Origin of the sequence: Neorhizobium phenanthreniclasticum (assembly GCF_040066075.1) — a bacterium.
GTDB lineage: Bacteria > Pseudomonadota > Alphaproteobacteria > Rhizobiales > Rhizobiaceae > Neorhizobium > Neorhizobium petrolearium.
The window spans coordinates 14,568-27,980 of the sequence record NZ_JBEAAL010000006.1 but is presented as its reverse complement, the minus strand read 5'-3'; the positions used below and the strand labels follow the sequence as shown (position 1 = coordinate 27,980).

Below are 13,413 nucleotides of genomic sequence, written 5' to 3'. Positions count from 1 at the left end.
AAAAGGCCCGGCGCAATGGCCGGGCCTTCAAGCTCAGATCAGACGATCAGATCAGAAGTCGCGCTGCAGGCGGACGAGACCGGCCCATTCGTCGGCTTCATGGCCATAACCGACAGCAAACTTGCTGCGCAGGCCTTCCGTGATCTGGTAGTTGACGGTGAGACCGGCAGCCCAGTCATCGCCACCGTCATCGTAGCTACCCGCAACGATATTCGTATTCCAGAAATACTGGAATTCCGGAATGACTTCGAGCTTGTCGGTAGCCTTCCAGACGTAGTTCGCAGCAACCGTCCACTCGGCGTCTTCATAGTAGACGCTCGGGTCAGACGACCAGAGAACGGACAGGTAGAAGGTGCCCGGACCGGCATCAATCGAACCGATCGCGCGGACCGCGCCGTCTTCGGAGCGGTTGTCATAGGCGCCGAGGAGTTCGAGGTTTGCCGGACCGAGAGCTGCCCGCAGACCACCCTGGAAACCGAAATCCTGAGCATCGCCTGCGCGAGAGATCGGGTTCGAAATCTCGTCGGCCTGGATCATGGCGGTGAATGCTTCGCCGGTATAGGTGTAGGATACCGAGGTGAAGCGGGTCTGGTTGCTCAGGAGATCGAGTTCGCCCGGCAGATCGTTATCCCACCAGCTCAGGTAGTCACCGACCTTGAAGCCGCCGAGCTCGATATAGACTTCATCGAAGTAGAAGTGATCATCGTCCGAACTGCCAGAGTTGTCGCGAGACGATTCGCCATGGATGGCAATGAAGCCGGTCAGCGTGCCAAGTTCGGTGTCGCTCTTGGACGTAACCTCGACGCGACCACGGGTCCAGGCATCCCAATCGCCGCCGTTGAAGCCGTTCGTGCTATCGCCGATATCGACCTGGAAGCGGACGTAGCCGCCGATCTTGAGGCAGGTTTCCGTGCCCGGAATGTAGAAATAGCCAGTGCCGAATGCGTCGCAAACGCGAACGTATTCCATCGGCTCCGGTTCTGCAGCAACGATGGCGTCAGCAGCCTGAGCGCCAGAGACTGCTGCAAGCGCAGCAGCGGAGCCGAGGAGAAGGCTCTTGATGTTCATTTTCATGACCTCCAGTCATTTCAAAATGTGCATCTGATTCACCAGATGCTGCAGAAAGCTTATTACTGAAGGCTAATCAGCGGCAACAAAGTTCCCCGGCTCCCCATCCTCCCGCGAGGCATTTGAAAGGCCATCGTCTCCTTTTTGTCACAAAATCACCACCACCACCGAAAGTGGAACTCAACATCAGCACAACAAAAAACTCCCCCGGCCGAGGCCGGGGGAGTTCACCGATCAGGATAATCCAATCAGATTAGAAAGTACGCTGCAGGCGGACGAAGCCGCTCCAAGCGTCATCTACGAGGTCATGCTCATCCGTGTACTGGACGGAGACCAGGGTGCTCAGACCGGTCGTGATGTTGTAGCCAACCGCTACACCAGCACGCCAGTAGTCGTCACCTTCGAAGTTGCCAGCGCCAGCAGAGCTGTTGATCCAGTATTGGAAGCCGGGGGTGATGGTCAGCTTGTCAGTGGCCTTGAACGCGTAGGAAGCGGCGAGAGCCCATTCGGAAGCGTTCCAGTAATCCTGTACAGAGTCGCCCTTACCTTCGCCCGACGACCAGATCGCAGCACCCTGAAGCGTGCCCGGACCGACAGCAGCGGAAGCGAGGAGGCGAACAGCGCCTTCTTCGGCTTCGATATCATAGGAACCGAGGAGATCGATCGATGCCGCGCCGAACTTCGCGGAAACGATACCTTCGACACCGAGACCCTGACCATCACCCTCTACACCGATAGCGCGGGAGATTTCATCGAGCTGGATACCGGCACTGAAAGCTTCACCCGTGTAGCTGTAGGAAACTGCCGTCTTGCGGGTATTGAAGCCGAGCGAGTCGGTTTCGCCGTTGATGCCCTTATCCCACCAGTTGTAGTAGCTACCAACCTTCAGGCCACCGAGCGAGAAGTAGACTTCGTCAAAGTAGAAGTTATCGAAGTCCGAGCTGCCGGAATCGTCACGCGAAGCTTCACCATGGATCGCGATCAAGCCGGTCAGCGTACCGAGTTCGGTGTCGCTCTTCGTCTGGAATTCAACGCGACCACGGGTCCAGGCATCCCAGTCACCAGCGTTGTAGCTGTTGACCTCATCACCGAAGTCGACCGTGAAACGGACGTAACCGCTGATCTTGAGGCAGGTTTCGGTGCCCGGGATGTAGAAGTAGCCCGTGCCGAATGCGTCGCAAACGCGAACGTATTCCATCGGCTCCGGTTCTGCAGCTACGATGGCGTCAGCAGCCTGAGCGCCGGAGACTGCTGCGAGGGCAGCAGCGGAGCCGAGAAGAAGGCTCTTGATGTTCATATTTGACCTCCAGTCAAAGTTTCGTGTGGGTTTGGGTTCTTTTTGCTGAAGGACAGCGTTCCCTGCCCCATCCCCGTCGATTGCCAGAAGAAGGACGATCCACCGCCTCGCTTCCGGATGTGAAAATACAAGACGGCAGAGGGCATGCAATCCGGAACTTGAACCTGAGACCTTTTCGAAACCCGCTTCCCGACAGTCTGTTGCCGAAAGGACACAAAGCTGCCGGTGGCGCCGGGCATTATTTTACACTTTGTTAAGAAAGAGCTTATCTGACAGTCACTTAGCGGCGATGGCTCAGGCATCGGAAGAATCGCTCGGAGGCGCGATCGGTCGTACGTATCCGGCCGTGTCCACATGGTAACACTTCAATCAAGGCGGGAGGTTGTATACAGGATAAAGAAGGCCATTTAGCCGGAAAATGGCGGAGAAGATGGGATTCGAACCCACGATACGCTTTTGACGTATACTCCCTTAGCAGGGGAGCGCCTTCGACCACTCGGCCACCTCTCCGTCGCGGTCTACCTATGTTAGAGCCCCCGTGAATGCAAGGCTTTTGTGACAGCGGCAGCAAAGTTTTTAGGCGAATCAAAATGGGAATTCGCGCCTCGTCGGGCAGCACTCTCGTTGGCCTCCACCCGGGCTGCCGGGGTTCCCGGGCCCGTCGCTGCCGGACGGGATTCTCAATAGCCGGAGCGCGGCGCCGGTTTTCCCGTGGCGCGGCCGTAACGTGCCGCAAGCGCCTTCAGTGCGCCGGAAAATTCCGTTACATCGGCGCCGACCGCCACGAAAGACGCGCCGAGATCGAGATAGTGACGGTTCAGTGATTCGCTGAAGGTGAGGATACCGGCCGCCTTGCCGGCCTTCACGATCGTCACAATCGCCTTGTCGATCACTTCCTGCACTTCCGGCGCTTCCATGCGGCCGAGATAGCCCATGTCGGCGGACAGGTCAGCGGGGCCGATGAAAACGCCGTCGACGCCATCGACGGCCGCAATGTTTTCCAGATCGCGAATCGCAGCCATGGTTTCCGCCTGGACGATCAGGCAGATCTCATCGGCCGCCGTCTCGGCATAGTCGGGAATGGCGTTGAAGCTGGAGGCACGCGCCACGGCAGCGCCCACGCCGCGGACGCCCCTCGGCGGATAGCGCACGGCGCGGACCAGCTCTTCCGCCTCTCTTGCCGAATCGACCATCGGCACCAGAAGCGTTCGGGCGCCGATATCGAGCAGCTGCTTGATGAACCAGGTCTCGCTCATCGGCGGGCGCACGACCACTTCCGACGGCGAGGCGGAAAGCGCCTGGAGCTGCGCCATGATGCTGCGCAGGTCGTTCGGTCCGTGCTCGCCATCGATCACCAGCCAGTCGAAGCCGGCCGTGCCGGCGATCTCGGCCGACAGCGCCTCCCCCATGTTGAGCCAGAGGCCGATCTGCTGCCGACCGGCCCTCAGCGCTGCCTTGAAATGATTCTTGGGAGCCGGCATGGCGTTCACATTCCCTTCAAACGAGAAGCTGCTTCAGGTCTGCGGCCGGATCGGCCAGGACAGCCCGGTTCGGTTCGATGCCGGCCTCGAGCATCTTCTTGCCCGTCACATAGGCCTTCGCATCGTTGATCGCGTCGACAGCTATGAACTTTCCCTCGCGGAAATACCAGACGGACAGGCTTCCCTCGCGGGCACCGGGCCGCGCAAACGTCTCGTCATAGCCCATGTTGAAACCGGCGATCTGCAGCTTCACGTCATACTGGTCCGACCAGAACCAGGGTTTCGCATCGTAGGGCGCATTGCCGCCGGCCATGATCGCCGCGGCGGCTTCCGCCTGATCAACGGCATTCTGCACCGATTCGAGACGGATCCGCTTGCCCTTCCAAGGCAGCATGGCGCAATCGCCGATCGCGAAGATCGAGGGATCGGACGTACGGGCGAACTCGTCGACGACGATGCCGTTGCCGACCTCCAGGCCGCAGTCCTGCGCCAGCAGGTCGTTCGGGGTGACGCCAATACCGACGATGACGAAATCGACGTCGATCGTGCTGCCGTCGGAAAGTTCAGCGGCGCAAACCCTGCCATTTTCGCCTGTCAGGCGATGCAGGCCAGTCTTTTCGCGGATGACGACGCCGTGAGCCTGATGGATGGCGCGCATCGCATCGGCGGTTTCCTTAGCCGCGACACGAGCCAGGATGCGGTCGGCCATTTCGATCAGCGTCACTTCGAGGCCGAGATGGCGGGCGACCGAGGCCGCCTCCAGACCGATATAACCGCCGCCTATTATAAGGAGTCGCCGGCCGGGCCGCATCTCGCCCATCAACAGATCGGCATCCCGCTTGTCACGCATGGTGAAGACGCCGGCAAGATCGCCGCCGACGCTTGCCGGCAGCGTGCGGGGCGTCGAGCCGGTGGCAAGCGCCAGCGTCTCGTATTCGAGCACGGCGCCGTCCTGCGTGCGCACGCGCTTTGCCTTGCGATCGATCTCCTCGACATAGGTCGACAGCAGAAGCTCAACCCCGTTATCCGGATACCAGTTCTCGGGCCGGAAGGTCAGCCGGTCGAATTCCATCTCACCGAGCAGATACTTCTTGGAGAGCGGCGGGCGCTGGTAGGGGATCACTTCTTCCGAACCGATCATCGTCATCGGCCGCTCGTCCTTCAAGGCCCGGAGCTTCGCAGCGAGCGCAAACCCCGCCTGCCCGGCGCCGACAATCACCAACCTGCCCGTCACGTCTCACTCCCCACGTCGATCATGGTTCCTGTTGAGATAACATCGAAAATCCGATCGCAAGGGGTATCGCCGCGACGCGTGCCCGTCAACAACGCGACATCCGTGATTATGTGCTTTGAATTATGGACTGCTCCATACGGAAGGAAAAAACGCCTTCCTTGTGTTCAAATGCCCGACTTTTGGGCGCCATCTGCCGGTATCCATACAATTTTACCGATCCGTTTCAGAATATATCAGCGGAAGAGGAATATAGTCACAGCAGGAGTGAAGAAGGAGGGTTTCATGCCCTATGTCATGGACCAGGATACGAGGCTGAAAGGCTCACGCGAGAAGGCTTTCGAGAAGTTCCCGATCGACAGGCCCGGCAAGATCATCTTCGTCGGCCGTCATCTGAGCACCAAGACCAGCTTTCGTTGCCTGATCCGCACCATTTCGCTCTATGGCGCCGAACTGGAGATCAGCCCGCATCTGCCGGTGCCGAACAATTTCTTCCTCGAAATCCTCGGCATTCATGACGATATCGGCTGCACGGTCATCCGACGGGAGGAGGAAAAGGTTTCGGTCGGCTTCAACATGTTGATCGACCAGGAATTCCTCCATCACGTCATCCGGCTGAGTTTCGAGACCAGCCACTGAGCGGTTCACAGCGCAGCATCCGGCGGGTCTTTGCAGCCCGTCGTTTCGGTTGACTGCCTGCCAGACGCCCAAGCAACGGCACGATCCATAACAGTCCGCGCCATTCGGCGCCTTCCAGGGGGTCGGCAAGCGGATGCCGTCCGCGCCTGTCATTTTCCTTCTTCAGCCGACCCCAGAGCTTGACCCAGTTGAGAAGCATGGCGGTATCTCCATCTATATGTGATGCCACCGAGCTAATGGCCTACACGCCGGTCTTGTAGACGCGTCGGCGAAAGCCGCTTTTCATCCATGAACGATGGGAAGAACACTGGCGAATCCATAGGATAACTCAATGACCGATGCAGGCTGGGACGATCTGAAACTCTTCCTCCACGTGGCGACGGAAGGAGGGTTGAGCGGCGCGGCGAGCCGGACAGGCCTGAGTGCGCCGACGATCGGGCGGCGCATGCTGGCGCTCGAACGCACGACCGGCCGGACGCTCTTCGTGCGCAGCCCGCAGGGATACCGGCTGGCGCCGGACGGCGAGATCCTGCTGGAGCATGCGCGCGCCATGCAGAGGGCGGCCGACGGCATCGCCGACTGGAAGGGACAGGCCTTTGCCATGCCGATCGTCTCGATCGGCGCCGATGCCTGGCTATCCGGCTTCATCGCCGAACACACCGCAGACATCCGAGGGCAGGACGATCGCTTCCGGCTCTGCTGCAAATCGCTGCACAAGGGCATGGACTTCACCTATCGCGAGGCGGATGTCGGGCTGGTCGGGCGAAGACCCGAATCCGGCAATATCGCAATCCGCCGCTCCGTCAGCGTTACCCATGCGGTCTACAAAGCAAGTGCTCTCGCCGAAGAGGACGATCTGCCATGGGTCTCGCTCGGCACAGAAAGCTCCCATGCACCGGCCGACAAATGGGTCTTTCAGCATCAGGAAGCCAGGATCCGCACCTGGACCAACTCGCCGGAACTTCTTGCGCACCTGATAGCAAGCGGCAACGGCCGAGGCGTGCTGCCCTGTTTCGTGGGCGATGCGCTTTCCGGCCTCGTGCGCGAAGGCGGGATCATTCCGGAACTCACCTATACGATATGGATCGTCGCCAATGACGACGACCGGCACCGGCCGGAGGTGCGACACGTGATCGAAAAGCTCGGCCACCTGTTCGGGCGAGAGCGGAAAAGATTTGCGGGTGAGAGAGCCCAAACAGGCTCAAGCGGGCTTGCGCATTGATGAATCACTCTTATTGTGTGCCGATTTTAGAAAGCCGGAACACAATCCATGCCTGCATTCTCGCGCTTCACACCGCTGATCAGTGCCCTTCCCGCGACCGTCCCCTTCGTCGGGCCCGAGGCCATCGAACGCAACCGGGGACTGATCGTCAAGGCGCGTATCGGCGCCAACGAAAACGGTTTCGGTCCCGCACCGTCGGCCATCGAAGCGATGTGCGGGGCCGCCGGCGAGACCTGGAAATATGCCGATCCGGAGAATTTCGACCTCAAGCAGGCGCTCGCGGCCCATCTCGGCTGCAAGGCCGAGAACATCGCTGTCGGTGAAGGCATCGACAGCCTGCTGGGCCTGATCGTCCGCCTGGTGATCGATCCCGGCCTGCCGGTCGTCACCTCCTTCGGCGCCTATCCGACGTTCAACTTCCATGTCGCCGGTCACGGCGGGCGGCTGGTGACGGTCCCTTATGTCGACGATCGCGAGAACCTCGACGGACTGCTGGAAGCCGTGCACCGCGAGAACGCGCCGCTCATCTATTTCGCCAATCCCGACAATCCGATGGGAAGCTGGTGGGATGCCGACAGCATCGTCGCCTTTGCCGAAGCGCTGCCGGAAACCTGTCTGATGATCCTCGACGAGGCCTATTGCGAGACAGGTCCGGCCAACGCGATGCCGGCGATCTCCGCCCTCATCGGCCGTCCGAATGTCATCCGCACGCGCACCTTCTCGAAGGCCTACGGCATGGCCGGCTCCCGGGTGGGCTATGCGATCACGACGCCCGGCACCGCGCAGGCGTTCGACAAGATCCGCAATCATTTTGGCATGAATCGCATTGGCGTCGCAGCAGCGCTCGCCGCCCTCAAGGACCAGGCCTATCTTTCCGACGTGATCGGCCGGATCAAGGCCTCGCGGGACCGGATCGCCGGGATCGCCGCGGCCAACGGACTGAAACCGCTCCCTTCGGCGACGAATTTCGTTGCGATCGATTGCGGCCGTGACGGCGCCTATGCGCGCTCGATCGTCGATGGGCTGATGGAGCACGGCGTGTTCATCCGCATGCCGGGTGTCGCGCCACTCAACCGCTGCATCCGCGTGAGCGTCGGACCGGAATCGGATATGGCTCTCCTGGAAGAGGCGCTGCCGAAGGTCCTGAAAGGATTTTGAGCCCTCAAGAAAGCGACCGCGTCGGCCTTGTTCCTGCCGATCGCGGTCTTAAATTGTCGGGCCAAGGTCCCATACGGTCCCCGAGTCCCGTCCCCTCCTGGATTTATTCTGTGTCCGACCTCTTGCGGGGCCGGCGGATTCACTGACACGCCGGGAGCAGCTCAGTGCATCGTCATCCATTCGCGGGCGGCGCGAAGAGCTGCGGCGAGTTGCATCTTGGTCATGGTCTGGGCGAGGTCGGCCCGCAGCTCGGCGGCGCGGTCGGACCCCTTGATCGCGGCGATGTTGAGCCATTTGTGAGCGGAAACGAGGTCTATCTCGCAACCACGGCCAGTCGCATACATCAGACCCATTTCGCAGAACGTATCGGCGCGGGTTTCGCCACCCATGGTGGCCATTTCGGAATTGTTGATTTCAAAGCGTGCCATCGGTTTGATCCCTGTCTAAAGCCTGTCGTTCATCTGCCCTGTTTTCCGTCCGGATCCACCGTCTTGAAGCGGCTGTTTTTTGATCCGTCAGGCCGGCGGTTGACCCGCTCGTCTTGATGAGCCCACTATGCGCCCAACCTTCCAAAAGACGCCTAAAAAGCATGATTAATTTGAGGAAAACAAAGTCCAAACACTTGGTAAACTTGGGTTTTTGTTAAACATCAGATGCCTTGCATTTTCGCGATTTCGCGACGAATTTTACGAAAATTTTAGAAATCGATTTAAACGGATGCGTAACCACGATTTCGGTCTTCATGTCTTCACACTTCGAAAAATCCGCACCTCAGGCACGTTGAAATGCTTCAGCGAGACGGACTTTACCTTTACGTGTGCGTAAGATAAATTTTCGAAGAAGCCTGCGCGGAGGAGCGAGAGCTTCGAAGGGAAATTGCACCGCAGGACTCGATGGGCCTGCCGGGATCAAGGAGGAGAAGCCATTATCATGCAGAAACTGATGCTTGCTGCCGCATTCGCACTTGCCGCCACCGCCGGCCAGGCTGCGGAGCCGATTGAGGGCAACTGGAAAACCGCCAGCGGCGAAACCGCTGCGATCGGCAAATGCGGAAGCGTCTATTGCGTAATGCTGAAGACCGGCAAGCATGCCGGCAAGCAGATCGGCCGGCTTGCCGGAAAAGATGGCGAATATTCCGGCGAGATCACGGATCCGGCCGAGGACAAGACTTATAGCGGGTCGGGGTCGGTCAGCGGCAATTCTCTGAAGATGAAGGGCTGCGTTCTGAAGATCCTCTGCAAGTCGCAGACCTGGACACGTCTCTAACACCTCCGCCACTCCCTGAGAGGAATTGGAATGGCCGCACCACTGCCGGCGCGGCCATTCCCCGTTCCAGAACTCCAGACTTTGCCCGATTTTTTTGCCGGTGCATCGGTAAAGGGCACCGTGGCCGCAAAAACGGCATCGGTTGAAAGTCCACGAACTCCACCAATCCGGAACATCACAGTTTTGTGAAAACCTTGAATAGCACCGGCGCAATGATACCGCCGTACAAAAGACATAAAAAAGCCATATTTCGCTAAGGTCTACACGCCTAAGGCGCAATTCCTTACCATCCTTTTTATCATTTTGTTTTTCCAGACAATATTACCTTTCCAGAATGTAACCTAATCGGTTTATGCAGGGCGTCTGTGCAAAAATTAGCGCACTTAGCACTTTTAACGCGTATAAGAAGAATCGGATTTTTATCGTCAATGTTTCATTGACAGCAGTCGCCAAAATGGGGGGCTTTCAGATCGAACCGATCGGTCCGATATCATGGGTGCAAACAACAAAACTCTCATTTGAATTTTATGACGCTGAAAGGACATGACAATGAAGATCATTGCTTCCACCATTGCAGCTACTCTGATCGCTTCGGCTTCGTTTGCCGGTGCTGCTTTTGCTGGCAATGGCGACTACCATGAAGGCGTTTGGCCCGATCAAACGGTCCAGTCGGCCCACCAGATACAGTCCGACGGTTACGGTTATCCCGGTTCGATCTCCCGCGCCTATGGCGTCGACCAGCAGGGCGGCTGGGTGTTGGCAGAGGCAAGCCCGGATCGGGGCGACTATTACGAGGGCATCAACCGCCCGAACTGACTGCAGTTCATTCAAGACATCGAACAATGCCGCCGGCAAGGTCGCAAACTCAACGCCGGCGGACAACTCTGAAAGGATAAGACAATGACGAAGATCGCTTCTGCGTTCGCAGCCGTTCTCATCGCATCGGCTTCCTTTGCAAGCGTCGCTCTCGCCGGCGAGGGGGACTATTATGAGGGCCTTGACCGTAATGGCACCAGGGCCGCTCCTTCAACCGCTCCTTCCCGGGTCGACCGCTTCAGCACCGGCAGCATTACGAATAGCCGAACCTATTCGACCGGCATCGATTCCCGCCAGAGCACCGGCGACCTCCAGGCCCCTCCTGAGAGGGGCGACTACTATCCGGGCATCGTTCGCCCGGAATAAGGCCTTCCGACAGTCAGGGTTTGAAACGTGAGTGAAACCTGACTTCTGCGAAGGCCCCTGTGCCGCCGCCATCCGGGGACGTTCCCCCTGCCCCTGCCCCGGATGGCGGTTTGGCCTGTCATACATACGCAAATGCCAGCCACAGAGCGGCTGGCATTTGCAGTTCATTCAAGACACCGATCGGAAAACGGGTCGCAATCGTCTTCCGGTAAAGTGACAGCCGGACTCTGAAACCGGTTGTCGACTTCAAGATTAGGTGAAGCCCTCCAGCGAATCAATCACGAATAAATCCGCAAACCGTGATTTCCGGGCGGTTTTCCGTGGAAAATACTCACGTTTTCCGGGTCATCGCACCGGAAATCTGCAGCCTTTCCGTGTCGGTTTGTTGGAACGATCTCCCTCTCCATCGATTTGTACCTTCGTACGAGGCGATGCCGATATCGCTTCGCAATATGATGGGACCATGGAAAGGACAGGAAATGAAGACCTATCTGACCTCCGGTATTGTAGCTGCCCTCGTCGCTTCAGCAGCTTTCGTCGGTCCTGCCGGTGCCCAGGACTATGGCCAAGACTATAGCCAGGATTATATGATGACGGCTCCGCCCCAGGGCGACGCCCCGAACCTTGACGATACCTCCGTTGACAGAATGCCTACCGGCAGCATTCAGCCCGTCCGCCCCTGGGTAAGCAACGAAGGTGCGGATACGGACATAGATAATTCCCAGGATAGCGGCGATTTTTACAACGGCGTTATCCGTCCGCAGGACTAAGCATTTGATTCAAGATACCGAGCTCCGCGCAGGTCGCAGCCTTTGCGCGGAGTTCCCATAATGATAAAGCCGGTTTGAGACCGGCTTTATCATTATGGGTCGCGGTCCTGCCGCTCCCGCCGACAGCAATGCGTCCTCCAGGCCTCCTGTCCGCAACAAGGGTCGTGCGCTTCCTCGCCGATTGGCACGACATGCGTGGCAATCCTTCATGCGCCACGCCTTCGGTCCGTTAACGATGCTGAATTCCTGATGAACCGGTCTCTCAGGACGCGTTCAGTCTCCCGCCATTATCCTGCCTGCATTGGATCGGGAGTAGGCCATGTTCGTTCTTGCACGCCGCTTGACCATCGTGACGCTGATCATGACGATTTTCGCATTGTCCTTTGCCGCGCTTGTCGCGGAGCCGGGGCGCAGGGACCTGCGCGTGCATCTGGGCACGACGGCCCCGTGCTATCACTCCGCAACGCAGAACTGCGTCAAGGCGCTCTGACGGTAAACCGCGAAGAAGATCATGCGATCAACCATCGGCGAGCGCGTGACGTCGTTTGATTGTCAACGAGTTCCCACTATAATGGCGCATGAACACACGAATCTTTTCCATCTCCCCCCTTTCCTTCATCAGCCCGAGCCCGGCCGAACCGCGCGTTTTCGACAATGCCGTCGCGGCGGTCGATGCGCTCACCGAGCTCTATGAGCGCAATACGCGCTTCCTGATCGATGCATTCGATGCGCTCGCCAGGGGCGCGCCGGTGACCGGACGCTACCGCGCCTTCTATCCCCAGGTCAGAATCGAGACGACCTCCTTCGGGCACGCGGACTCCCGCCTCTCTTATGGGCATGTGGCCGCGCCCGGGATCTACACGACCACCATCACGCGTCCGAAGCTCTTCCGGCATTATCTCAAGGAACAGCTGGACCTCCTGATGCGCAACCATAGCGTTCCGGTCATCGTTTCGGAATCGGCGACACCTATCCCGCTGCATTTCGCCTTCGGCGAAAACGCCCATGTGGAGGCATCGGCAACCAGTTCGCTCGCCGACATCTCGCTGCGCGACATCTTCGACACGCCGGACCTCACCAACACCGACGACCTGATCGCCAATGGCGAATACGAGGCTCTGCCGGGAGAACCGGCGCCGCTTGCGCCCTTTACAGCGCAACGCATCGACTATTCACTCGCACGGCTGAGCCACTACACGGCAACCAATGCCGACCATTTCCAGAACTTCGTTCTCTTCACGAACTATCAGTTCTACATCGACGAGTTCGCCGCCTGGGCGCGCAAGCTGATGGCGGACGGGGGTGAGGGCTACACGGCCTTCGTCGAACCGGGCAACATCATCACGCCCGCCGGCAGCCACAAGCCGGAAACGGACGTAGTCGTACGCCTGCCGCAGATGCCAGCCTATCACCTGAAGAAGAAAGGGCATGCCGGGATCACGCTCGTCAATATCGGTGTCGGCCCCTCGAATGCCAAGACGATCACCGACCATATCGCTGTCCTTCGACCGCATGCCTGGCTGATGGTCGGCCATTGCGCCGGCTTGCGCAACAGTCAGCGGCTCGGCGACTACGTGCTCGCACACGCATACGTACGCGAAGACCACGTGCTCGACGACGACCTGCCGGTCTGGGTGCCGATCCCGGCGCTGGCCGAGGTGCAGCAGGCGCTGGAAAGCGCGGTCGAGGAAGTGACCGGCTACAAGGGTTTCGAGCTGAAGCGCATCATGCGGACCGGCACGGTCGCAACGATCGACAACCGCAACTGGGAACTGCGCGACCAGCGCGGCCCGGTGAAGCGGCTTTCACAATCGCGTGCCATCGCGCTCGACATGGAATCGGCAACGATCGCCGCGAACGGTTTCCGCTTCCGCGTGCCTTATGGGACGCTACTATGCGTCTCCGACCGGCCGCTGCATGGTGAACTGAAACTGCCCGGCATGGCGACGGCCTTCTACCGAACCCAGGTCAGCCAGCATCTGCAGATCGGCATACGCGCGGTACAAAAGCTCGCCGCCATGCCGATCGAGAGGCTGCATTCACGCAAGCTGAGAAGCTTCTACGAAACGGCGTTTCAGTGATGTTGTAAGCGAGGACGC

The 13,413-nt window shown here is 59.1% G+C and carries 14 protein-coding genes and 1 tRNA gene; 9 read left to right on the top strand and 6 right to left on the bottom strand.

What is annotated here, in order from left to right; genetic code table 11:
- Positions 1–51: 51 nt before the first annotated feature.
- From ABK249_RS10120 to ABK249_RS10100, 5 genes are all read right to left on the bottom strand, one after another.
- The gene (locus ABK249_RS10120; protein WP_348862788.1) at positions 52–1,068 is read right to left on the bottom strand and encodes a porin; all 1,017 of its coding nucleotides are present in this window, start codon (positions 1,066–1,068) and stop codon (positions 52–54) included.
- A 253-nt stretch (positions 1,069–1,321) separates the two neighbouring features.
- Positions 1,322–2,365 (bottom strand): porin, encoded by a 1,044-nt coding sequence (locus ABK249_RS10115; RefSeq protein ID WP_227702305.1) that lies wholly within the window; start codon positions 2,363–2,365, stop codon positions 1,322–1,324.
- Between the two features lie 419 nt (positions 2,366–2,784).
- A tRNA-Ser gene (locus ABK249_RS10110) sits at positions 2,785–2,875 on the bottom strand.
- A gap of 170 nt (positions 2,876–3,045) precedes the next feature.
- Positions 3,046–3,846 carry an HpcH/HpaI aldolase/citrate lyase family protein gene (locus ABK249_RS10105; protein WP_348862786.1) on the bottom strand — a complete coding sequence of 267 codons (801 nt, stop codon included), beginning with the start codon at positions 3,844–3,846 and terminating at the stop codon, positions 3,046–3,048.
- A gap of 16 nt (positions 3,847–3,862) precedes the next feature.
- On the bottom strand, positions 3,863–5,080 hold the full coding sequence (locus ABK249_RS10100; protein ID WP_348862785.1) for an NAD(P)/FAD-dependent oxidoreductase: 1,218 nt from the start codon (positions 5,078–5,080) through the stop codon (positions 3,863–3,865).
- A 282-nt stretch (positions 5,081–5,362) separates the two neighbouring features.
- On the opposite strand from ABK249_RS10100, the gene ABK249_RS10095 reads away from it, so the two are divergent.
- From ABK249_RS10095 to ABK249_RS10085, 3 genes are all read left to right on the top strand, one after another.
- A complete protein-coding gene (locus ABK249_RS10095) occupies positions 5,363–5,716 on the top strand; it encodes a PilZ domain-containing protein (protein WP_081953036.1) in 354 nt (117 codons plus the stop codon).
- 331 nt (positions 5,717–6,047) lie between these two features.
- Positions 6,048–6,938 (top strand): LysR family transcriptional regulator, encoded by an 891-nt coding sequence (locus tag ABK249_RS10090; RefSeq protein WP_348862784.1) that lies wholly within the window; start codon positions 6,048–6,050, stop codon positions 6,936–6,938.
- Positions 6,939–6,986: 48 nt separating this feature from the next.
- The gene (locus ABK249_RS10085; protein ID WP_348862783.1) at positions 6,987–8,096 is read left to right on the top strand and encodes a pyridoxal phosphate-dependent aminotransferase; all 1,110 of its coding nucleotides are present in this window, start codon (positions 6,987–6,989) and stop codon (positions 8,094–8,096) included.
- 161 nt (positions 8,097–8,257) lie between these two features.
- Here the strand turns inward: ABK249_RS10085 and ABK249_RS10080 are convergent, their stop codons facing one another.
- Entirely contained in the window at positions 8,258–8,524 is a 267-nt protein-coding gene (locus ABK249_RS10080; protein ID WP_037157401.1) for an SEL1-like repeat protein, read from the bottom strand.
- Positions 8,525–9,026: 502 nt separating this feature from the next.
- Between ABK249_RS10080 and ABK249_RS10075 the strand changes: the two genes are divergently transcribed.
- From ABK249_RS10075 to amn, 6 genes are all read left to right on the top strand, one after another.
- Positions 9,027–9,362, top strand: coding sequence for a DUF2147 domain-containing protein (locus ABK249_RS10075; RefSeq protein ID WP_152601275.1), 336 nt, complete (start codon positions 9,027–9,029; stop codon positions 9,360–9,362).
- Between the two features lie 549 nt (positions 9,363–9,911).
- Entirely contained in the window at positions 9,912–10,178 is a 267-nt protein-coding gene (locus ABK249_RS10070; protein ID WP_081953037.1) for a hypothetical protein, read from the top strand.
- A gap of 84 nt (positions 10,179–10,262) precedes the next feature.
- Positions 10,263–10,544, top strand: a complete 282-nt coding sequence (locus ABK249_RS10065; protein WP_037157406.1) for a hypothetical protein — start codon at positions 10,263–10,265, stop codon at positions 10,542–10,544.
- A gap of 479 nt (positions 10,545–11,023) precedes the next feature.
- Complete coding sequence (locus ABK249_RS10060; protein WP_037157408.1) at positions 11,024–11,314, top strand: hypothetical protein; 291 nt, start codon at positions 11,024–11,026, stop codon at positions 11,312–11,314.
- 319 nt (positions 11,315–11,633) lie between these two features.
- A complete protein-coding gene (locus tag ABK249_RS10055) occupies positions 11,634–11,804 on the top strand; it encodes a hypothetical protein (RefSeq protein ID WP_161784803.1) in 171 nt (56 codons plus the stop codon).
- 88 nt (positions 11,805–11,892) lie between these two features.
- Positions 11,893–13,395 (top strand): AMP nucleosidase, encoded by a 1,503-nt coding sequence (amn, locus tag ABK249_RS10050; RefSeq protein ID WP_037157410.1) that lies wholly within the window; start codon positions 11,893–11,895, stop codon positions 13,393–13,395.
- Positions 13,396–13,413: the final 18 nt, after the last annotated feature.

Bases quoted from the DNA above. Each gene is read 5' to 3' on its own strand.
- ABK249_RS10120 (WP_348862788.1), bottom strand. From the start codon at position 1,068: ATGAACATCAAGAGCCTTCTCCTCGGCTCCGCTGCTGCGCTTGCAGCA.
- ABK249_RS10115 (WP_227702305.1), bottom strand. From the start codon at position 2,365: ATGAACATCAAGAGCCTTCTTCTCGGCTCCGCTGCTGCCCTCGCAGCA.
- ABK249_RS10105 (WP_348862786.1), bottom strand. From the start codon at position 3,846: ATGCCGGCTCCCAAGAATCATTTCAAGGCAGCGCTGAGGGCCGGTCGG.
- ABK249_RS10095 (WP_081953036.1), top strand. From the start codon at position 5,363: ATGCCCTATGTCATGGACCAGGATACGAGGCTGAAAGGCTCACGCGAG.
- ABK249_RS10090 (WP_348862784.1), top strand. From the start codon at position 6,048: ATGACCGATGCAGGCTGGGACGATCTGAAACTCTTCCTCCACGTGGCG.
- ABK249_RS10085 (WP_348862783.1), top strand. From the start codon at position 6,987: ATGCCTGCATTCTCGCGCTTCACACCGCTGATCAGTGCCCTTCCCGCG.
- ABK249_RS10080 (WP_037157401.1), bottom strand. From the start codon at position 8,524: ATGGCACGCTTTGAAATCAACAATTCCGAAATGGCCACCATGGGTGGC.
- ABK249_RS10075 (WP_152601275.1), top strand. From the start codon at position 9,027: ATGCAGAAACTGATGCTTGCTGCCGCATTCGCACTTGCCGCCACCGCC.
- ABK249_RS10070 (WP_081953037.1), top strand. From the start codon at position 9,912: ATGAAGATCATTGCTTCCACCATTGCAGCTACTCTGATCGCTTCGGCT.
- ABK249_RS10065 (WP_037157406.1), top strand. From the start codon at position 10,263: ATGACGAAGATCGCTTCTGCGTTCGCAGCCGTTCTCATCGCATCGGCT.
- ABK249_RS10060 (WP_037157408.1), top strand. From the start codon at position 11,024: ATGAAGACCTATCTGACCTCCGGTATTGTAGCTGCCCTCGTCGCTTCA.
- ABK249_RS10055 (WP_161784803.1), top strand. From the start codon at position 11,634: ATGTTCGTTCTTGCACGCCGCTTGACCATCGTGACGCTGATCATGACG.
- amn (WP_037157410.1), top strand. From the start codon at position 11,893: ATGAACACACGAATCTTTTCCATCTCCCCCCTTTCCTTCATCAGCCCG.